The 19,846-nt window shown below is 72.5% G+C and carries 15 protein-coding genes; 5 read left to right on the plus strand and 10 right to left on the minus strand.

The annotated features are described in order from the left end of the window. Positions 1-49: 49 nt before the first annotated feature. From AGRA3207_RS08320 to AGRA3207_RS08330, 3 genes are all read right to left on the minus strand, one after another. Positions 50-1,417: an FAD-binding oxidoreductase gene (locus AGRA3207_RS08320; RefSeq protein WP_231333982.1), complete on the minus strand. Its 1,368-nt coding sequence runs from the start codon at positions 1,415-1,417 to the stop codon at positions 50-52. A 227-nt stretch (positions 1,418-1,644) separates the two neighbouring features. Next, positions 1,645-2,160: a DUF1707 and DUF4870 domain-containing protein gene (locus AGRA3207_RS08325; protein WP_231333983.1), complete on the minus strand. Its 516-nt coding sequence runs from the start codon at positions 2,158-2,160 to the stop codon at positions 1,645-1,647. Positions 2,161-2,238: 78 nt separating this feature from the next. After that, entirely contained in the window at positions 2,239-3,132 is an 894-nt protein-coding gene (locus AGRA3207_RS08330) for a polysaccharide deacetylase family protein (protein WP_231333984.1), read from the minus strand. A 171-nt stretch (positions 3,133-3,303) separates the two neighbouring features. On the opposite strand from AGRA3207_RS08330, the gene AGRA3207_RS08335 reads away from it, so the two are divergent. Further along, positions 3,304-3,675 (plus strand): hypothetical protein, encoded by a 372-nt coding sequence (locus AGRA3207_RS08335; RefSeq protein WP_231333985.1) that lies wholly within the window; start codon positions 3,304-3,306, stop codon positions 3,673-3,675. Positions 3,676-5,279: 1,604 nt separating this feature from the next. Here AGRA3207_RS08335 and AGRA3207_RS08340 read toward each other — a convergent pair. Together AGRA3207_RS08340 and AGRA3207_RS08345 are read right to left on the minus strand one after the other, a co-directional pair. Further along, positions 5,280-6,290: a DUF4192 domain-containing protein gene (locus AGRA3207_RS08340; protein ID WP_231333986.1), complete on the minus strand. Its 1,011-nt coding sequence runs from the start codon at positions 6,288-6,290 to the stop codon at positions 5,280-5,282. Positions 6,291-6,352: 62 nt separating this feature from the next. Beyond that, the gene (locus AGRA3207_RS08345; RefSeq protein WP_231333987.1) at positions 6,353-6,838 is read right to left on the minus strand and encodes a phosphoribosyltransferase; all 486 of its coding nucleotides are present in this window, start codon (positions 6,836-6,838) and stop codon (positions 6,353-6,355) included. A 120-nt stretch (positions 6,839-6,958) separates the two neighbouring features. On the opposite strand from AGRA3207_RS08345, the gene AGRA3207_RS08350 reads away from it, so the two are divergent. Further along, positions 6,959-9,037 carry an ATP-dependent DNA helicase gene (locus AGRA3207_RS08350; RefSeq protein WP_231333988.1) on the plus strand — a complete coding sequence of 693 codons (2,079 nt, stop codon included), beginning with the start codon at positions 6,959-6,961 and terminating at the stop codon, positions 9,035-9,037. 21 nt (positions 9,038-9,058) lie between these two features. Here the strand turns inward: AGRA3207_RS08350 and AGRA3207_RS08355 are convergent, their stop codons facing one another. The 3 genes from AGRA3207_RS08355 to AGRA3207_RS08365 all read right to left on the minus strand — a co-directional run bounded on the left by AGRA3207_RS08355 (position 9,059) and on the right by AGRA3207_RS08365 (position 13,796). Further along, positions 9,059-10,270: a pyridoxal phosphate-dependent aminotransferase gene (locus tag AGRA3207_RS08355; RefSeq protein ID WP_231333989.1), complete on the minus strand. Its 1,212-nt coding sequence runs from the start codon at positions 10,268-10,270 to the stop codon at positions 9,059-9,061. 203 nt (positions 10,271-10,473) lie between these two features. Next, complete coding sequence (locus AGRA3207_RS08360) at positions 10,474-12,981, minus strand: ABC transporter permease (RefSeq protein WP_231333990.1); 2,508 nt, start codon at positions 12,979-12,981, stop codon at positions 10,474-10,476. Continuing rightward, entirely contained in the window at positions 12,978-13,796 is an 819-nt protein-coding gene (locus AGRA3207_RS08365) for an ABC transporter ATP-binding protein (protein ID WP_231333991.1), read from the minus strand. Before AGRA3207_RS08365 ends, AGRA3207_RS08360 begins: the two co-directional genes overlap by 4 nt. Positions 13,797-14,035: 239 nt before the next feature. Between AGRA3207_RS08365 and AGRA3207_RS08370 the strand changes: the two genes are divergently transcribed. The 3 genes from AGRA3207_RS08370 (at position 14,036) to AGRA3207_RS08380 (ending at position 16,789) form a co-directional block, all read left to right on the plus strand. Further along, complete coding sequence (locus tag AGRA3207_RS08370; RefSeq protein ID WP_231333992.1) at positions 14,036-14,770, plus strand: TetR/AcrR family transcriptional regulator; 735 nt, start codon at positions 14,036-14,038, stop codon at positions 14,768-14,770. Positions 14,771-14,859: 89 nt separating this feature from the next. Continuing rightward, positions 14,860-15,861, plus strand: coding sequence for an AurF N-oxygenase family protein (locus tag AGRA3207_RS08375; protein WP_231333993.1), 1,002 nt, complete (start codon positions 14,860-14,862; stop codon positions 15,859-15,861). A 109-nt stretch (positions 15,862-15,970) separates the two neighbouring features. After that, positions 15,971-16,789 (plus strand): SDR family NAD(P)-dependent oxidoreductase, encoded by an 819-nt coding sequence (locus AGRA3207_RS08380; protein WP_231333994.1) that lies wholly within the window; start codon positions 15,971-15,973, stop codon positions 16,787-16,789. A gap of 42 nt (positions 16,790-16,831) precedes the next feature. Here the strand turns inward: AGRA3207_RS08380 and AGRA3207_RS08385 are convergent, their stop codons facing one another. Both AGRA3207_RS08385 and AGRA3207_RS08390 read right to left on the minus strand, forming a co-directional pair. Then, positions 16,832-17,221 carry a DUF742 domain-containing protein gene (locus tag AGRA3207_RS08385; protein ID WP_231333995.1) on the minus strand — a complete coding sequence of 130 codons (390 nt, stop codon included), beginning with the start codon at positions 17,219-17,221 and terminating at the stop codon, positions 16,832-16,834. Further along, positions 17,221-19,716: a sensor histidine kinase gene (locus tag AGRA3207_RS08390; protein WP_231333996.1), complete on the minus strand. Its 2,496-nt coding sequence runs from the start codon at positions 19,714-19,716 to the stop codon at positions 17,221-17,223. Before AGRA3207_RS08390 ends, AGRA3207_RS08385 begins: the two co-directional genes overlap by 1 nt. Positions 19,717-19,846: the final 130 nt, after the last annotated feature.

Consider the following 19,846-nt stretch of genomic DNA (forward strand, 5'->3'; position numbering starts at 1 on the left):
CGGATGGCCACCAGCCCCTCCGGGCCTCCCCCGATCGGCGGACGCCTGGTCAGCGTCCGCGCACGCACTTGTCGTAGAGGTCCAGCAGCCGCCCCCCGGGATCGTAGGCCCCCTTGAGCCGCCGGTAGGTCTCCCCGTCGTAATACCGCCAGAACTCGTCTCGACTGTAAAAAGCAGTCGAGTAGAGGGATTTGTGCCCGTCAAGGGCCGCGACCTTACGTTCGATGAGCCGGTTGTGGTATTCGGGAATCTGGCCGGGAGGAAGCCGGACCGTCCCCCAGAAACCGGCGTTCACGTACGGGCGGCCCACCTCCAGCGGGTACAGCGGCCACCGTTCCTTCGCACGCAGCGGGCACAGCCAGATGGGGCTCATGCCGACCTTGTCGTGGAAGAACTCCAGGAATTCCGCCAGCCGCTCGACGGGCACCTCGATGTCCTGGATGACGTCCTCGCGCGGGCGCAGCCCACGCCACCGGTCGGCCCGCGCGATGACGTGGTACCGCCGGTCGTAGGCGACGAGCCTGCGGTACACGTCCGAGCGCTTGTACTTGTCGGGCCACAGCCGCCGGACGGCCGGGTTCTGCACGCCGAAGGCGCCCGAGCACCAGAACCAGTCGGTGTCCCACCGCCAGATGTAGTCGCGGATCGTCAGAAAGTCGACGGAGCGTTCCTGGATCGACCGGTAATAGATCTTCTGCCGGGTGTAGTCGGACGTGTACGGCGCCTCGTCGGCGAAGAAGCCGAGCGTGATGTACTGCTCGTCCGCGCCGAAGACCGTCCCGTCGAGGAAGTCGACGTCCTCGTCCTCGAACCGGCCCGACTCGGTGATCTCCCCCATCACCCGCGCCAGCTCGGCCGCGTCCCCGAACCGCAGGTGCCGCAGCCGCACGTACGGCTTCACCCGCCTCAGCTCGATCTTCAGCCGCAGGCTGTAGCCGAGCGTCCCGTAGGAGTTCGGGAAGCCGTAGAACAGGTCGGCGTGCTCGTTGTCGCGCGTCGCCGTGACGATCTGGCCGTCACCGGTCAGCACCTCCATCTCCAGCACCGACTCGTGCGGCAGCCCGTCCCGGAAGGACGTCGACTCGATGCCGAGCCCGGTCACCGCGCCGCCCAGCGTGATCGTCTTCAGCTGCGGGACGACCGTCGGCATCAGGCCGTGCGGCAGCGTGGCGTCGACCAGCGCCTCGTAGGTCGTCATGCCCTGTACCTGCGCGGTCCGCTTCCCTGCGTCGACGCTCAGCACGCGGTCGAAGCCGGACACGTCCAGCCCCGGCGCGTCCGAGGGGTCGCGCCACCGGAACAGATTGGAGGTCCGCTTCGCCAGCCGCACCGGCGCCCCCGCCGGGATCGCCTCGTAGGACCTCCTGAGCGCCTCCACCGCCCGCTGGTGATCGCCCTTGACCGCAAGCTCCGTCATCTGCCCCTCCTTGACCCAGTTAATCGATCATCCCATGTACGGTCCATGTAACTCGGACGTTAGGGTCATCACAGGTCGAGAGGGGAATAAAGCCTCAACTGGCTGGTTCATGTCCGGGCGGCCCCTTCGGTGGCGAGCGCTGCCGCGAGAAGGCGGCCACGTCAACCTTTCCCCGAAGGCCCACGGCGACAAACCCGTTCGCCCCGCCGGTGGTCCGGGGCGGATCCCTACTTCACCAGCCGCAGGATCCAGGGATAGCGGAACGTCTGGCCCGTCAGCGCGTACACCGCGGCGATCGCCGACAGGATCCACGCCAGACCGTACAGGACGCCTCCGACACCGAAGGTCACGATCGTGACCATCAGCAGCGTGACCTGGAAGTTCACCGCCTCCTTCGCCTGCCGCCGCACGTACTGCGAGCGCTTGCCGCTGACGAGCATCAGCACCAGCGGCCCGACGAACAACGTCGGCACGGCGACGGCGTGCGCGACCGCCGCGAGCATCCGGTCCTCCCCCGTCGCCTCCTCCGCGACGGCCCGCTCGCGCTCCCGCACGGGCACCAGGTCCCGCGTCACCGTCTCCAGGTCGTTCCGCGTCTTGGCCGTCATCGCCAGTTGCACGCGCATGTCGAACTCGTCGTGGTCGATCCGCCCCTCGGCGTAGGCGTCCTGAAGCCGCTGGATGGCCGGTTCGCGCTCGGCGTCCGAGACCCGCAGATCCCCCACCGCATAACTGCTGTCCATATTCCTCATGGTGCGTGGCGCCCCCCGCCCGGGCCATCGGGGATGACCCTGGCCTTCCCCCGAGATGCGCGGCGCGCCTCAGGGTTCGCGGCGGACGTACTTCCCTCCGGGCTCCAGGTCCCCGCCGAACAGCTCGGTGACGGTGACGAACGTGTAGCCCCTGGCCGCCAGCCGATCGATGATCCTGGGGACGGCCGCCACCGTCGTCGCGTGGATGTCGTGCATCAGCACCACGCTTCCCGGCCGGACGGACTTCATCACCCGCCGCTCGACCGCGTCGGTGTCGCGATCCGACCAGTCGAGCGGATCGACCGTCCACAGGATCTGCGCCAGGCCCATCCGCCGCGCGATCGACGCCAGCCGCTTGTCCGTCGACCCGTACGGCGGCCGCAGCAGCACCGGCGTGACCCCCGACGCCAGCCGGATCGCGTCCTGCGTCCGGGTCACCTCCTCGACGGCCTTCCCCTCCGGCAGCCGCCCCAGGTCGGCGTGCGTGTAGCTGTGATTGGCGATCTCGTGCCCGGCGGCGGACTCCCGCCGCACCGTCTCCGGGTCCTTCACCACGTTCTGCCCGACGAGGAAGAACGTCGCGCGCACCCGGCGCCCGGCCAGGATGCCCAGCAGCCGTCCGGTGCTCCCCATCGGCCCGTCGTCGAACGTCAGCGCCACGCACTTGGCCCGCGCGCAGGGATCCTTCTTCTTGATCACAGTCTCGCGGACGGGATGGCCCATCCCCGCGGGCCCGACCACCCCGGGCGCACCGACCCCCGCGAGGACACGCCGACCCCACGACACCGTCCCGCCCGCCGGAGCCGAGACCCGCCTCACGACCGCCGGCGCCTCCGGCACGGCGGGCCGGTCCCTCGCCGAAGCCACCCGCTCGGCCCCGCCGGAGAACCCGCTCAGCGCCCCGCACACCGCCACCGCGAGCACACCGCCGACCACACGCCGAACCAGGCCCGGCCCGTCCATCAACACCCCCGCTGCTGATCCCCCGACCGGCAAGTCTAGGGCTCGCGCCCCTGCCCACAGGGGATGCCCTCGTTGTGTCGGGAACCCCCTGACGGCGAACGATCGTTATCGTCGTACACCGAAACAGGCCCGGAACGGCTCCGGGCCACCACCAGACGACGGGGACGAGCGATGAGGTTCCGGGACCGGTTCGGGATCCGCAAGAACCGCGGGTCGACGGTGACGAAGCTCGACCGGGAGGCGAACGACTCCGACATCGAGGCGCTGATCGCGTTCGCCCGCGCCCGCCACGGGGTGGAGTTCTTCGTCGAACCCGAGACCTTCGCCACCGACACCACCGCGGTCGCCGTCGCCCACGACGGCGAATGGACCCGCCGCCGCGTCGGCTCCCCCAAGGTCATCGGCAAGGTGGCCCGCGACCTCGGCCTCCCCGTCTACGACGTCCAGATCGTCGGCTACCCGCCGCGCATGCGAGCCTGGAACGACCGCAACCGCGACCGCCGCATAGACCCCGGCACCCCCGGCCAAGCCGTAGCCCCCTGAGCAGCGTTAGAGGTCCCGCCCCAGACGCGAAACACTCGTCCGGCCACACACCTCGTCACCACGCCCAGATAAGACCTCGTCACCACGCCCAGATAAGCCCGACATAGCTCCGCGATCCGCCCGTACAAACCCACATCAGGGCCTCATAGGCGACCCCCAAAGGCCCAGACCACCAGAACACTAGGCACGCACAGGCATCCCACCCTCCGAACGCCGTTTAGCCGCCGCCGCTACCGCGCCGTGCCTCTATCAGCGTCCACCGGCCCTCGACACGCCGCACACACCCGCGCATGAGGTGCGCAGCGCGTGAGGTGGTGCCGAGGGGAGCACGCGGCCCGCGCCCGCGAACAAGGCACAGACCACCCAAACGGCACCCCGGCCATCCTCACGCCCGAACGCCGTCACCACCGCTACGAAGCCTCAACGGCGTCCACCCGCCCCCAACGCACCGCACACCCACGCGTGAGGTGCGCGGCGTGTGGGGTGCGCGGCGTGTGGGGTGCGCGGCGTGTGGGGTGCGCGGCGTGTGGGGTGCGCGGCGTGTGGGGTGCGCGGCGTGTGGGGTGCGCGGCGTGTGGGGTGCGCGGCGTGTGGGGTGCGCGGCGTGTGGGGTGCGCGGCGTGTGGGGTGCGCGGCGTGTGGGGTGCGCGGCGTGTGGGGTGCGCGGCGTGTGGGGTGCGCGGCGTGTGGGGTGCGCGGCGTGTGGGGTGCGCGGCGTGTGGGGTGCGCGGCGTGTGGGGTGGTGCCGAAATGGGGCACACCACCCGCGCTCGCGAACAAGGCACAAACCGCTCGGACGTCACCTATGCCCAGCCATTCTCACGTCCAGACGCCCTTACCGCGCCACGGCACTCCGACGGCGCCCATCTACCCCCGACGCGCCGCACACCCGCGCGAGGGGTGCGGCGCGTCGGCAGTGGTGCCGAAAGGAACGCACTGCACGCCCGCGAGTAAGGCATAGACCGCCCGAACGCTACACACGCCTCGGTCATCCTCACGCCCGGACGCCGACGCCATCGCCACAAAGCCTCGACAGCGTCCACCGGACCCCGACACACCGCACACCCGCGCGTGAGGTACGCGGCGCGTGAGGTACGCGGCGCGCGGGGGGTGCCAAAATCAGCACACCACCCGCGCTGCGAACAAGGCACAGACCGCCCGGACGCCACCCATGCCCAGCCATCCTCACGTCCGGGCGCCCTTGCTTCGCCATGGGGCTCCGACAGCTCCCGACCACCCCCCGACGCGCCGCACGCCCGCGCGTGGGGTGCGCGGCGCGTCGACAGTGGTGCCGCGAGGAGCGCACTGCACGCCCGCGAGTAAGGCATAGACCGCCCGGACGCTACGCACGCCAGCCATCCTCACGTCCGGACGCCCTTGCCGCGCCGCGGGGCTCCGACGGCGCCGATCTACCCCCCGACGCGCCGCACGCCCGCGCGTGGGTGAGCGGCGCGTCGGCAGTGGTGCCGAGGGGAGCGCGCCGCGTGCTCGCGCTTGGGGTGTGCGGCGCGTTAGGAGTGGTGTCCAGGGAGCGCCTGGGCCGTGCCCCCCAGGCGCTTGGGCGGGCGCCGCCGCTTGGGTCGTGGGGTGTTTGGGCGTGGTGGTCAGCCTGCTTGGCGGTGTGGCCCTTCTTGGTAGGCGGCGGCTAAGTCCTCCGGGGTCATGCGCATGCGGGCTCGGGTGGGCGGGATTCCGACGGCCATGACCTCGCGGAGGATGACGGCCATGGAGTAGGCGGGGTCCACCTCCAGTGCGCGTTCCACGGCGATGTTGGCGAGGCCGCCGTCGCCTGCGGCGTAGGCGGCGAAGGCCAGGAGGGAGGCGGGGGCGGCGGCGTAGGGGTCCTCGACGCGGCGGACGATGTCGCGCCAGAAGGCGATGTCGGGGGCCGGGGAGTCCTCGTCGATGCGGACCCACGCCTCGTCGCGGACGCGGAGCTCGGTCAGGAGGAGGCCGAGCCGGGCCACCTCGTCGTCGGTGGGAGGGCTTCCGGCACGGGCCCGGGAGAGCAGGCGGGGCAGGAGGCCGAGGCCCTCCTCCACCATGCGGGACTGGTACTGGATCGAGGTCGTGCCGTCGCGGGCCCGGTCGAGGAGGCGTCGCTCGGCGCGGCGGGTGGCCTCGCGCATCGACCGGCGGGCGGCGCCCTCCAGCGGACGGACGGAGCCGGTGAGCTCGGAGCGGTCGGGCAGGGCGACGTGGCCGGCGAAGACGGCCTCGGCCGCCAGGACGCTGCCGTCGATGTCGTAGGGGGTGCCCTCCGGTGGGCAGCAGGCGTCCGTGCAGGTCAGGGACCACCAGCGGCCGTCCGCGATGCGGATCGCCTCGGCGACCTCGATATGCGTGGCGGCCAGCGCGTCGCGCATGGCACCGGTGGCGGCGGCGGCTTCGTCCGCCGTGCCGTAGGCGAGGAGGAGGGCGCGGCGGAAGCCGTTGCCCGCGAGCATGGCGGACACACGCGCGGCGTTGGGCGACGGTAAATCGACGCGGACCGCGCATGTGCCGTCCGGGCCCTCGAACCCGATCACGACGAGACTGCGCGACGGATGGAACCCCAGCAGGTACGGGACGGTGGCGATGGCGTCGAGGGCCGAGCGGATGACCAGTGGTTTCATGTCGTCCACACTGGCAGTGCGCGGTGGCGGGCGCAGCACCCCGGTACACCTGTGGATAACTCTCAGGGACCGGGGTCGGCGGCCACGGGTGGTTCGGCGGACCAGGGGAAGTCGATCCACAGGTCGGTACGCCGCCAGACGTACTCGCATTCGACCGTGGAACGCGGCTTCTCGTAGATGACCGCGCAGCGGACGTCGGCGACGTGGTCGGCGCAGAAGTCGCGGACGAGCTTGAGGGTGGCCCCGGTGTCCGCGACGTCGTCCGCGACCAGCACCCTGGCGCCGGAGAGGTCGACGGCGTTCGGCACCGGCGGCAGCATTACCGGGAGGTCGAGGCGCTGGTCGACGCCGGTGTAGAACTCGACGTTCATCACGTGGAGGTTCTTGACGTCCAACGCGTATCCGAGGGATCCGGCGACGAACAGGCCGCCGCGGGCGATGGACAGGATCAGGTCGGGGCGGTAGCCGCTGTCGGCGACCTCCTGTGCGAGGGCCCGGCTCGCGGCGCCGAACGACTCCCAGGTCAGGACTTCCCTCTCGGCAGGCACGATCCCATCCTGGCCGATCGCCTTCACGGGGGCGGACGCGGGTGTCCGCGGTGGAGGGTAGCGTTGGGCGACGTGCCCGCCCCTGATCTGCTGACCGACAGCGATACCCAGATTCCGGACATGGCGACCCTGTTGTCCGCCGCCGTCGAGGCCATCGGAGGCGCGGAGCGCCCAGGGCAGGTCGATATGGCCCGGGCGGTGGAGAAGGCGATCGGGTCGGGTGAGCACGTCGCCGCCCAGGCGGGGACGGGGACCGGCAAGTCGCTGGCGTATCTGGTCCCGGCGATCCGGTACGCGGTCGAGAAGCAGACCACGGTGGTGGTGTCGACGGCGACGATCGCGCTCCAGCGTCAGCTCGTCGACCGTGACCTGCCGCGGCTGTCCGAGGCGCTCGGCGCGATGCTCGGGACCGAGCTGAAGTACGCGATCCTCAAGGGCAGGCGCAACTACCTGTGCCTGCACCGGGTGCAGACGGGCGTGCCGGAGGAGGACGAGCCCGGCCAGAGCCTGTTCGACCCCCAGCAGATCTCGGCGCTGGGGCGCCAGGTCAAGCGGCTGAACGAGTGGGCCGAGGAGACCAGGACGGGCGACCGTGACGAGCTCGTCCCGGGTGTGGGAGAGCAGGCGTGGCGGCAGGTGGCCGTGACCGCCAAGGAGTGCCTGGGCGCGCAGCGCTGCCCGCAGGGGACCGAGTGCTTCGCCGAGCTGGCCCGCGCCGAGGCGGGCGAGGCGCACATCGTCGTCACCAACCACGCGCTGCTGGCGATCGACGCGCTGGAGGAGTTCCAGGTCCTGCCCGAGCACGACGTGGTGATCGTGGACGAGGCGCACGAGCTGGTCGACCGGGTCACGTCCGTCGCCACGGGCGACCTGAGCGCCGCCGCGGTCGAGACGGCGGCGCGCCGCTGCGGGCGGCTCATCGAGGAGGTCACCGCCGACCGGCTGAAGGAGTCCGCGGAAGGGCTCGGGATCCTCCTGGAGGACCTGCCCGCCGGGCGCATGGACGTCCTGTCCCCCGCCCTGGGCACGACGCTGACCGTCGTCCGGGACGCCGCGCACGCCTGTGTCTCGGCCCTCGGCCCCGACAGGAAGGACAACGACCCCGGCGACGCGGCGGCGCGCAAGGCCGCGCGTTCGTCGCTGGAGGATCTGCACGACACCGCCGTCCGGCTGCTGGAGGCGTTCCAGCCGGAGATCGCCGAGCGGTTCGACGTGGTGTGGCTGGAGAAGCCGTTCGTCCAGGACGGACGGCCCCGGCGCCCACCGGCGCTGCATGTCGCGCCGATCGGTGTGGGCGGTCTGCTGCGGACCACCCTGTTCGAGCGGCGCACCGCCGTCCTGACCTCGGCGACCCTCACGCTGGGCGGGTCGTTCGAGCCGCTGGCCCGCCAGTGGGGCCTGCCGCCGCTCGCCGGGAACACTCCGAAGGACGCCAGGACTGCCGCCGAGGGGCTCGCCCACACCGCGTCGAAGGACGACGGCGCGGGCAAGGACGGCGCGGGCAAGGACGACAAGGAGATCGTCTGGTCGGGGCTGGACGTCGGCTCCCCGTTCGACCACCCGAAGTCCGGCATCCTGTACGTCGCCCGGCACCTGCCGCAGCCGGGCCGCGACGGGCTCGCCGACGCCTACCTGACCGAGATCACCGAGCTGATCGAGGCGGCGGGCGGCCGCACGCTCGGGCTGTTCTCCTCGATGCGGGCCGCCCGGCAGGCCGCCGACGAGCTGAAGGACCACCTGTCCCACCCGCTGCTGTGCCAGGGCGAGGACTCCACGTCCCAGCTGGTCAGACTCTTCGCCGAGGACGAGCGGACCTGCCTGTTCGGCACCCTGTCGCTGTGGCAGGGCGTGGACGTGCCCGGCCCGTCGCTCCAGCTCGTGATCATGGACCGCATCCCGTTCCCGCGGCCGGACGACCCGGTCTCCTCGGCCCGCTCGCGCGCGGTCGCGGCCCGCGGCGGCAACGGCTTCATGGCGGTCGCGGCCACGCACGCCGCGCTGCTCCTCGCCCAGGGCGCGGGCCGCCTCCTGCGGTCGATGGACGACCGCGGCGTCGTCGCCGTCCTCGACCCGCGGCTGGCCACCGCCCGCTACGGAGGCTTCCTGAAGGGCTCCCTGCCGCCGTTCTGGGCGACCACCGACCCGGACGTCGTGCGCGGCGCGCTCCGCCGCCTGGACCAGGCCGCCTCCGACGGCTGACCGGGAGCCCGGCGGCGGCCTCTAGGCGCGGCGGTTCTGCAGGAATTCGCCTATGCGGCCGACCGCCTCCTCCAGGTCGTCGGCGTACTGGAGGGTGACGACGCGGAAGTGGTCGGTGGCGGGCCAGTTGAAGCCGGTGCCCTGGACGACGAGGATCTTCTGCTGCTCCAGGAGGTCGAGGGCGAAGCGCATGTCGTCCTCGATCGGGTGGACCCCGGGGTCGAGGCGCGGGAAGACGTACAGGGCGCCCTCGGGCTTGACGCAGCTGACGCCGGGCAGGTCGTTCAGCAGCTTCCAGGCGCGGTCGCGCTGCTCGCAGAGCCGGCCGGTCGGCAGGACGAGGTCCTCGATGCTCTGGTGTCCGCCCAGCGCGGCCTGGATGGCGTGCTGGCCGGGGACGTTCGGGCACAGCCGCATGTTCGCCAGTATGTCCAGGCCCTCGATGTAGGACTCGGCGTGCTCCTTCGGACCGGACAGCACCACCCAGCCGGATCGGAATCCAGCCACACGGTAGTTCTTGGACAGGCCGCCGAAGGTGAGGCACAGCAGGTCGGGCGCGAGGGACGCGATCGGCACGTGCACGGCGCCGTCGTAGAGGATGCGGTCGTAGATCTCGTCGGCGAAGACGATGAGGTTGCGGCGGCGGGCGATCTCGACGACCCGGGTGAGGACCTCGCGGGAGTAGACGGCGCCGGTCGGGTTGTTCGGATTGATGATCACGATGGCGCGGGTGCGGTCGCCGATCTTGGACTCGATGTCGTCCAGGTCCGGCTCCCACCCGGCGTCCTCGTCGCACAGGTAGTGGACGGGCGTGCCGCCGCAGAGGGACGCCGCCGCCGTCCACAGCGGGTAGTCGGGGGCGGGGATCAGGACCTCGTCACCGTCGTTGAGCAGCGCCTGGAGGGTCATGACGATCAGCTCGGACACGCCGTTGCCGAGGTAGACGTCCTCGACGTCCACGCCTGCCACGCCGTGCTCCTCGAAGCGCTGCACGACCGCCCGGCGGGCGGGCATGATCCCCTTGGAGTCGCTGTAGCCGTGCGCGTCCGGAAGGTTGCGGATCATGTCCTGGAGGAGCTCGGGAGGAGCCTCGAAGCCGAACGGGGCCGGGTTCCCGATGTGCAGCTTGAGGATGTTGTTCCCCTCGGCCTCCAGCTGCCGGGCGCGCTTGAGCACGGGCCCGCGGATGTCGTAACAGACGTTGGTCAGCTTGCCCGACTGGTTGACCTGCATGGACACACCATAAGTGCAATCCCGGCCGAGTCGGCCGCAATCCCGGCCCGAGGGCCCGCCCGGCGGCTCGCCCTCGACCATGGTCGGACGGGCTCGGCATCGCTTCGCGATCGGTCCGCGTGAGGCTCGCCTTCGGCGTTGCCTCACGCGGACCGGTGACGCGCCCGCGCGACGACCACGGGTTCTGTATCCCTGAGCCGGGATTACGTGGCGATGGCGGACAGGATCGTCAGGCGGGCCGCGCGGCGTGCCGGGCGGATCGCGGCCAGGGCGCCCGCGACCGCGCCGACCACGGCGATCACGGTCACCTGGACGGGCTGCGGCGCGAACGGGTTGCCGATCGCGGTGCCGAGGCCCCAGCCGAGGAACAGGCCGAGCCCGAGGCCGCCGGCCGTGCCGAACAGCGCGACGATCACCGACTCCCAGCGCACCATCGACCTGATCTGCGGGCGGGTCGCGCCGACCGCGCGCAGCAGGCCGAGCTCGCGGGTCCGCTCGTGGACCGACAGCGACAGGGTGTTGGCGATGCCGAGCAGCGCGATGACGATCGCGAGGATGAGCATGCCGTACACGACGGCGATGAAGCCGCTCATGTCCTCGGTCTGGCGGGAGATGAACTCGTCGCGCGACTCGATCTCCGGCGCGCCGTAGGGGGCGGCGAGCGCGGTCAGTGCCTGGCGCGCGCCGGCCACCGAGGCGCCCGGCTTGAGCTTCACGAACGCCATGACGTCGAGCGGCTGCCGGGTGTGGGCGTCCCAGACGGCGCGGGGCACCAGGTAGTCGCCGGCCAGGTCGGTGTTCTTGTAGACGGCGCCGATGGTGAGGGTCTGGCGGGCGCCGTCGGCGAACTGGACGCCGACGGGGGTGCCGGTGCGCCAGCCCCGGTCACCAGCGACCTTCTCGGAGACCGCGAACGTGCCGGGGCCGGACAGACCGCCCTGTGTGACGTCCAGGTCGAGGACGCGTCCCAGGGCGGACGGGTCGGCGACGCGGACGCCCGCGGTGCGCCCGTCCACCCGCATGTTCCCGTTGCCGACGCCCGCGACCCCGCCGACCTGCGGCAGCCTGGCCGCCTGGGCGGCCAGCGCGGTGCTGAACCCGGCGGTCTCGTTGGAGCCGCCGTCCACGACGATCGGGCCGGTGAACGACCCGGCGACACCCTCTTCGAGGGACGCGCGCAGGGAGCCGATGAAGACCGTCAGCAGGGTGACGACGCCGACGCCGATCATCAGCGCGGTGGCGGCCCCGGAGGTGCGGGCGGGGCTGCGGCGCGCGTTGTCGCGGGCGAGCCCGCCCGGCGCGCCGCGCAGCCGCGCGGCGGGCCCTCCGACGAGGGCCGCGACCGGGCGCGCCGCGACCGGGCCGAGCACGACCATCGCGACGACACTGAGCACCGCGCCCGCCGCGGCCATCGCCATCTGCTCGTTGACGGCGCCCAGCACGACCGTCCCGGCGGCGACCGCGGCGAGCACACCGCCGACGATGGCGCGGGTGTCGGACGGACGGGACGGCTCGGCCGCCACCTCGCGCAGCGCCGCCAGCGGCGGCACCCGCGAGGCGCGCAGCGCGGGGCCGAGCGCGGCGACGAGCGTCACGACCATCCCGACCGGCGCCGCGATCAGGATCGAGGACGCCGCGACCGTGAGGCCCTCCATCGCGATCCCGATCCGGAACCGCGTGAACAGCTGCCGCAGCAGCGCCGCGAAGCCGTATCCGCCGGCGAGCCCGGCGAGCGTGGCGGCGGCGCCGACCATCAGCGCCTCGAAGCCGGCGATCGCGACGACCTGCCGGCGCCCGGCGCCGAGCGCGCGCAGCAGCGCCGACTCGCGGGTCCGCTGCGCCGTCGTGATCGCGAAGGTGTTGTGGATGCTGAACGCCGCGACGAGCAGCGCCACCCCGCCGAACGCGCCGAGCACGATCCGGAACACGCGCAGGAAGCCGTTCTCGACGAGGTCCATGCCCTCGTCGACCTGCGCCTGGCCGGTGACGGCCTCGGTCCCGGGCGCGAGGACCGGCTTGATGCGCGCGGCCAGCTCGTCCTGGCCGACCCCGCCGGCCGCGCGGACCCACACGCCGGTGACGCGGTCCGGGGTCCGCGCGACGTACCTGCGTGCGCCTTCGAGGCTGAACGCCGTGAAGGACGTCTCGCCGAACGCGTCCTCGTCACCGAACCTGCTGATCCCGACGACGGTCACCGGGATCCGGTCGGGGGTGAGGACGGCGGTGCGGTCGCCGACCCTGAGCTTGCCCTCGTCGGCGAACATCTTGTTGATGACCACCTCGTCGGGCGCGCGGGGGGCACGGCCCTCGGCGAGGCGGTACGGGTTGAGCTTGGGGTCGGTGAGCCAGTTCCCCGCCGTCCTGGGGCCGCGCGACTGGATCGTCGTCCCGTCCTTGGCGAGCAGCTGGCCAGAGCCCTGGATGTACGGTTCCGCGTTGGCGACGCCGTTCACCTTCCGCACCCGCTCTAGAACGGACGCGTCGATCTGCCCGCGCGCGCCCCAGGGCTCCTCACTGACCGTGGTGGAGTTCCTGATGCTGACGTCAGTGTCCCCGTAGGCGCGCGAGAAGTACCCGCCGATGCTGGCTGCGAGGGTGTCGCCCAAGACGAGTGTTCCCGTCAGGAAAGTCACGCCGAGGAAGACCGCGATCACGGAGCCGGCCAATCGCCGCTTGCGCCCCCACAGTTCCTTGAACACGAGGCCGATCACGACCGGTCCCCCAGTCCGCGCATACGGTCCAGCACCCGGTCGGGCGTGGGGCCCTCCATGACGTCGACGATCCGCCCGTCGGCGAGGAACACCACCGCGTCGGCGCGTCCGGCGGCGACAGGGTCGTGGGTGACCATCGCGACCGTCTGGCCCAGGTCGTCCACAGCACCGCGCAGAAGGTCGAGTACCTCGGCGCCGGTGCGGGAGTCGAGGTTGCCGGTCGGCTCGTCCGCGAACACGATCTGCGGACGAGTGACCAGCGCGCGCGCCAGCGCCACCCTCTGCTGCTGCCCGCCCGACAGCTCCGACGGCCTGTGCGTGAGCCGCTCTCCCAGACGAAGGACGCGGACCACCGTGGCGAACCACTCCTGGTCGGGAGCGGCGCCGGCCAGGGTCATCGGCAGCGTGATGTTGTCGCGGGCGGTGAGCGTCGGCAGCAGGTTGAACGCCTGGAAGACGAACCCGATCCGCTCGCGCCGCAGCCGGGTGAGCCGCCGGTCCGACAGCTCGCCGAGCTCCTGGCCGCCCACGTAGACCTTGCCGGACGTGGCGGCCTCCAGCCCCGCCACGCAGTGCATCAGCGTGGACTTCCCGGCGCCGGACGGCCCCATGATGGCGGTGAACCTCCCGGCCGGGAACTCCACGCTCACCTCGTCGAGCACGCGGACCGCCATGTCGCCCGAGCCGTACACCTTGCTGAGACGCACCGTCCGGGCCCCGGCTGAAGCCCCCTCCGATGCGGGGACGGGCCTGCCCGTGGCCGGGCGCGTCCCGTCGTCGTCGACCGTTCGTCGTGCTTCTGCGGCGTTTCCCATGCCGAGGATCGTGGCGCCGGGACGTGCCGCCCGTCGTCGGGCGAGGAGAGGCACCCGCACTGCTCCCCGGGCAGCACCCGGGACCACCCGCCTACCCCGTGCGCGGTACGAGCCCATGGCCCGGACGACACACACGACGCACCCGGCGGCCAGCCGCATCAGACGAGTCGTCCAATTGTGATGCGCACAACATACATGCAGGCTTGATTGCTTGTATGTGCCGCTCGTACCGTCGGGGTGTGTCAGTGAGCAGCCGCCGACGTCGCCGCCACCACGGCGACGGCCGCCGCACGCAGGAGGAACGCCGGTCCCGCATGCGGGCCAGGCTTCTGGAGGCCACCATGGAGTGCCTCGTGGAACTCGGCTGGTCGGGGACGTCCACCACCGAGGTGGCCCGACGGGCGGGTGTCTCGCGCGGGGCGCAGCAGCACCACTACCCCACCAAGATGGTCCTGGTCGCCGCGGCCCTGGAGCACCTCCTGGAGGCGCAACGGCTGGCGTACGAGACGGCCTTCGCGGTGCTGCCGGAGGAGCGGCGCGACGTCGCCGGGGCGCTCGACCTGCTCTGGGAGGTGTTCCGCGGTCCCCCGGCCAAGGCCCTGCTGGAACTGGCCGTCGCGGCGCGCACCGACGAGGAACTGCGTCCGCTGTGCCGCGACCTCAACGAGCGGATCCTCCAGGTGATCCTGGAGACGTTCGAGCGGCTGTTCCCCTCCCACACGTGGCAACCCGACTTCGCCGAAACCACCCTGCGCAGCCTGTTCGCGATGTTCGTCGGGCTGTCGGTGCAGAACGCGCTGGACGACGACGAGAGCGGCCACCAGGCGGCCGTCCTTCGCCAGGTCAAGGACATCGCACGGCTGATCGTCCCCGGGCCCGGCACCCCTGCCGCCGAGGCGTCCCCCGCGCCCGCCGCCGAGGCGTCCACGACGTCCGGTCCCGGTGAGGGCGCGGAAGCCCCGGTCACGGCCTGACACCCACGACGCGACGCGAGCCCCTGTCCCAGCCCCGACACCGAGAAGAAGGACGGCGACCCCGCCGGAACACCCCCAGGGAGTCCGAGATGCCCGAAACCCCCACCGAACTCGCCGACGAGGTCCGCGAGCAGGTCAAGGACAGGAAGTCCTACCTCGGCGTCATCGACCGCCTGAACAAGGCGTCGGTGGACAAGCACTGGGAGGCCTACGCCGACATCCCCTGGGACGACCCCGAGTTCCAGGTCGACAAGAACGACCCGCGGTGGGTGCTGCCGCCGTTCGACCGGCTCGGCGAGACCGAGTGGTACCGGTCGCGGCCGCCGGAGGTCCAGGCGCAGATCGGGCTGTGGCGGGTCGCCACCGCGATGAAGATCGGGCTGCAGTTCGAGAACCTGCTGAAGCGGGGCCTGCTCAACTACGCCTACCGGCTGCCGAACGGACGGCCGGAGTTCCGGTACGTCTACCACGAGACGACCGAGGAATGTCACCACGGGATGATGTTCCAGGAGTTCGTGAACCGGACGAAGATGCCCATCCGCGGCATGCCGCGCTCGCTCAGCCTGATCGCGCAGGCCGCCCCCTGGATCCCGCTGATCAACACGGAGATGTTCTTCGTGTTCGTGCTCGGCGGCGAGGACCCCATCGACTACGTCCAGCGCAAGTCCCTCAAGGGCGGGCACATCAAGCACCCGCTGGAGGAGACGATCATGAAGATCCACATCGCGGAGGAGGCGCGGCACATCTCCTTCGCCCGGCACTACCTCAAGCACCGGGTGCCGGGCATGCACCCGCTGCGCCGCCGGATCCTCGGCATCGCGACGCCGGTGGTGCTCGGCGTGATGGCGAGGATCATGCTGTCGCCGCCCGGGCCGATGGTGCGGCACTTCGGCATCCCGAAGGACGTCGTCCGCGCCGCCTACAAGAGCGAGGCGGCCCGGGCGGAGATCTCCAACTCGGTCGGCAAGATCCGCGATCTGATGGCCGAGCTCGGCGTGATCGGCCCGGTCGGCAGGCAGGTGTGGAAGGCGTTCGGGATCTGGGACGAGCCGAAGGCGCGCCGCGCCGTCCAGACGTCCAAGGCCGCCTGAGCATGCCCGGCACAGGCACCGCACCAGGCACAGGCAGCGCAACAGACGCAGGCACCGCGACAGGCGCAGGCACGGGCGCACCGCATCGAGCCCCGAGCGGAGCGCGCCCATGAGCATCGCGATCGTGACCGGCGGCGCCTCCGGCATCGGCCGGGCCGTCGCGACGTCGCTGGTGGCGCGCGGCGACACCGTCGTGGTCGCCGACATCGACGACGAGCGCGCCGCCGCGGTCGCCGGCCGGCTGAACTCACTCGGCCGGGGCGAGGCCGCCGCCGCCCGCCTCGACGTCACCGACGCCGCGGCCGTCGCGGACCTGTACACGGGCGTGCGGGACCAGCACGGACGCCTCGACCTCGTTTTCAACAACGCCGGGATCGCGATCGGCGGCCTGGCCGAGGAGCTCACCCTCGACCACTGGAACCGCGCGATCGACGTCAACCTCAGGGGCGTCGTGCACGGCGTCCACGCCGCCTACCCGATCATGCTGGAGCAGGGGCACGGCCACATCGTCAACACCGCCTCGCTCGCCGGTCTCGTCCCGATGCCGGCGGGCATCCCCTACACCGCCACCAAGCACGCGGTCGTCGGGCTGTCCCTCGGCCTGCGCGCCGAGGCCGCCGGACGTGGCGTCCGGGTGAGCGTGGTCTGCCCGGGCTTCGTCGACACGCCGCTGCTGCACCACGTCAACCCCGGGCTGCCCGAGACGCCGATGAGCGGCGACGCCACCGGCGACATCGCCAAGGCGGCGCCCCGCCTCTACACGGCCGGGAAGCTCGCCCGCGACATCCTGCGCGGCGTCGCGCGGAACCGGGCGGTGATCGTCGCGCCCGCGCACGGGCGGGCGGCCTGGCGCGGCGCCCGGCTCAGCCCGGACGGCGCCGTCCGCGTCGCGCGGTTCGCCGTGGACCGGATCCGCGCGGGGAGGTGACGGCCCGGCGGGCGGCGTGGCGGGTCGCGTCTCTGGCGCGCGTCACAGCGCGCGGAGGCCGTCGATCACCTCTTTGAGGAGGCGCGGGTCGGGACGTCCGCTCCGGGACGTGGCGGGCCGCCGCACGGTCACCAGCCCGCGGCGCAGCAGGTCGCCGACCAGCACGCGCATCACCCCGACCGGCAGCGCCAGGTCGGCGGCCAGGTCGGCGACCGATCGCGGCCGGACGCACAGCTCCAGGATCAGCTCGTCCTCGGTGCCGAGCGAGCCCGGGGCGGGCATCGGCACCTCGGCCGTGAGGACGATCGCGATGAGGTCGAGGTCGGAGTACGCCTGCCGCGTCCGGCCTCCGGCGACGGCGAACGGGCGCAGCACGGGGCCGGCCATCTCGTCGACCCACAGTTCGTCCGGCCCCCCGGGCTGGCCTGGCATCATTCGCCGCCCGGCCCGGCGGGCGGCGTCTCCGGGGCGCCGGGCCCGGCGGGTCGAGCGGGCCCCGCGGGTCCGGCGGCGGCCTCGCGTCCGCGCTGCCAGCCGCTCTGCATCCTCGACAGCATGCTGCGGGCCGCCTCCGGCGACCGCTCCGAAGGCTCCTCTTCCCCGGGCGCGGCGGGCGGGGCCTGCCTGAGCTGCGGGGCCAGGTTCGCCTGCCGCCGGCGCCTCGGCAGCCCGTCCGCTCCGATCACGGGCTCGGGACCGGCCTGCGGCCCGGTCGGCTCGTCCGCGACGGGGTCCTCCTCCCGGCGCGGCGGCGGGACGGCCAGTGGCGGCGTGGAGGCGTACCGGGGCGTCAGCCGCGGCTGCTCCGGCGCGGGCCGCACCGCCGGTTCCGCGGCCGCGCGGGACACGGCGACCAGCGGACGGTACTCGCCCGAGCCGCCCGCCCCCTCCGGGCCCGCGTCGACGAGCGCGTGCGGGATCAGCACGATCGCGACGACGCCCCCGTACGCCGAGGAGCGCAGGGAGACCCTCATCCCGTGCCGCGCCGCGAGCCGGGCGACGACGAACAGCCCGAGCTGTACGGGCTCGTCGAGCTTCGGCTCGCGGTCGGCGGAGAGCAGCTCGTTCAGCCGCACGATCTCCTCGCGGGCGAGCCCGAGCCCGCGGTCCTCGACCTCGATCGCGAAACCGTGCGCGACCTCCCCGCCCGTCACGCGGATCCGCGTGTTCGGCGGGGAGAACGCGGCGGCGTTCTCGACGAGCTCGGCGAGCAGGTGGATGGTGTCGGCCACGGCCCGTCCCGACAGCGCGGCCCGCCCCATCGGCAGGACCTCCACCCGTGTGTAGTCCTCGGTCTCCGACGCCGCGGCGCGCGCCACGTCCATCAGCCGGACGGGATGCCGCCAGCTCCGCCCGGACGGCCGCCCGGACAGGATGACCAGCCCCTCCGCGTGCCGCCGCATCCGCGTCGCCAGGTGGTCCAGCTCGAACAGCGCGGCCAGCGCGTCGGGGTCCTCGGTGCCCCGCTCCATCGCCTCCAGGCGCCCGAGCAGCCGCTGCAACAGGGACTGGTTGCGCCGCGCGAGGGTGACGAACACGTCGTTGAGGCGCTGATGCGCCTCCGCCTCTCCCGCGGACGCGCGGAGCACCGCGCGGCGGGCCTCGGCGAACGCCTCGTCGATCCGCTTGATCTCGGTGACGGTGAACTCGACGCCACCGTCGCCCGTCCCGTCCGCGCGCGCGGGCGTCGGGCCCGCATGCGCCGTGCCCGCAGGCGTCGGACCCACGGGCATCGGGCCTGCCCCGGCGCCCGTCGCGCGGTCCTGGGCCGCCGGCGGAAGGGCGGGGACGGCGTGCGCGGCGGGCAGCGCGGGCTCCGGTGGAAGGGTCTCGCCCCGCCGCGCCAGCTCGCCGATCACCGGCAGCCGGTCGCGGGTGAAGGCGGTCACGGTCTCGGCCATCTCGCGGCTCTCGGTGATCAGCCGACGTCCCATCTGGACGGCCACGGCGATCGAGGCCACGACGGCCAGCAGCCCGACACCGCCCGCGAGGAAGAGCCGCAGGAGGAACGCGTCCGCCTGCTGCGCGCCGCGCGAGGCGGTGGCCGAGCGGATACCGGACGAGAGGTCCGCGAACCGCGCGTTCACGGACTCGGTGGAGGAGTGCCAGGCGCCGATGTCCACCGGGGGGCGTCCCTCGACGGCGCCCGTCTCCATCAGGCGGTCCTCCAGCCTCCGGAACATGGTGAACTCCGGGCTGGCGACGATCGCGTCATAGCGGACGCGGTCGGACCCCGACAGCGAGCGGACCGAGTCCTCCCACAGCAGGGAGCGCGCGCCCGCGAACTGCACCAGCCGCAGATACTCGGCCTTGCTGAGCCTGCGGGCCGCGAGCGCGCCGGTGACCAGCGCGTCCTCCCGGGACAGATTCTCCCGAGCACGTTCGAGCGCGATGAGGAGCCGGGTGTCACGGACGATGCGCTCGTCGTCGGACCGGGGCTCCTCGTAGATCTCTGCGGCGCGGTCGATGAACGCGGTGTACCTGCCGAGCGTCTCCGCGCGGTCGATGAGCCCCTGGTCGATGGCGCGCCGGATGCCCTCGACCTCACCCAGCGACTCGGCCAGGTCGACCATCCGGCTCCGGGTCTCGGGGGTCGCCGCGCCCCGGACGGACGAGTCGGCGGCCGCCCTGCGGAACGCCGCCCGCGTCTGGTCGGTCCGCGTCCGCTGCGCCTCGAAGCCGGAGCGGCCGATGGTGGAGGCGTCGCCCAGATAGGACAGCGACATGCGGCGCTCGTCCTGCAACGCGGCGATCATCGCGTCGGTGGGCTTGACGACCTTGTCGGTGAAGGTCTGCGCCCTGGTCTGCCGGAGGCTGTCGCCCAGGGTCGTCGCCGCCGCGTACACCCACAGCACGACCAGGGCCGCGATGGGCGGGACGAGCAGTAAGACGATCCTCGTCCTGACCGACCGGGTCCGCCGGGCCATCACGCCTCCCCGCCGCATCCGCAACACAACCTCAGCAGCCCCCCTGTGATGCAGCTCACCGTTCGCCGCACGGTAGCCGGACCGACGCCGTATATTCGTCTGTTTTGTCTCGAAGACTTCGATTGTTACG

The sequence above is a fragment of the Actinomadura graeca genome, assembly GCF_019175365.1.
Classification (GTDB): domain Bacteria; phylum Actinomycetota; class Actinomycetes; order Streptosporangiales; family Streptosporangiaceae; genus Spirillospora; species Spirillospora graeca.

Coding starts and splice junctions, on each gene's coding strand:
- AGRA3207_RS08325 (WP_231333983.1), bottom strand. CDS start 2,160: ATGGACAGCAGTTATGCGGTGGGGGATCTGCGGGTCTCGGACGCCGAG.
- AGRA3207_RS08330 (WP_231333984.1), bottom strand. CDS start 3,132: ATGGACGGGCCGGGCCTGGTTCGGCGTGTGGTCGGCGGTGTGCTCGCG.
- AGRA3207_RS08390 (WP_231333996.1), bottom strand. CDS start 19,716: ATGGCCCGGCGGACCCGGTCGGTCAGGACGAGGATCGTCTTACTGCTC.
- AGRA3207_RS08355 (WP_231333989.1), bottom strand. CDS start 10,270: ATGCAGGTCAACCAGTCGGGCAAGCTGACCAACGTCTGTTACGACATC.
- AGRA3207_RS08365 (WP_231333991.1), bottom strand. CDS start 13,796: ATGGGAAACGCCGCAGAAGCACGACGAACGGTCGACGACGACGGGACG.
- AGRA3207_RS08320 (WP_231333982.1), bottom strand. CDS start 1,417: ATGACGGAGCTTGCGGTCAAGGGCGATCACCAGCGGGCGGTGGAGGCG.
- AGRA3207_RS08385 (WP_231333995.1), bottom strand. CDS start 17,221: ATGCCAGGCCAGCCCGGGGGGCCGGACGAACTGTGGGTCGACGAGATG.
- AGRA3207_RS08375 (WP_231333993.1), top strand. CDS start 14,860: ATGCCCGAAACCCCCACCGAACTCGCCGACGAGGTCCGCGAGCAGGTC.
- AGRA3207_RS08335 (WP_231333985.1), top strand. CDS start 3,304: ATGAGGTTCCGGGACCGGTTCGGGATCCGCAAGAACCGCGGGTCGACG.
- AGRA3207_RS08380 (WP_231333994.1), top strand. CDS start 15,971: ATGAGCATCGCGATCGTGACCGGCGGCGCCTCCGGCATCGGCCGGGCC.
- AGRA3207_RS08350 (WP_231333988.1), top strand. CDS start 6,959: ATGGCGACCCTGTTGTCCGCCGCCGTCGAGGCCATCGGAGGCGCGGAG.
- AGRA3207_RS08340 (WP_231333986.1), bottom strand. CDS start 6,290: ATGAAACCACTGGTCATCCGCTCGGCCCTCGACGCCATCGCCACCGTC.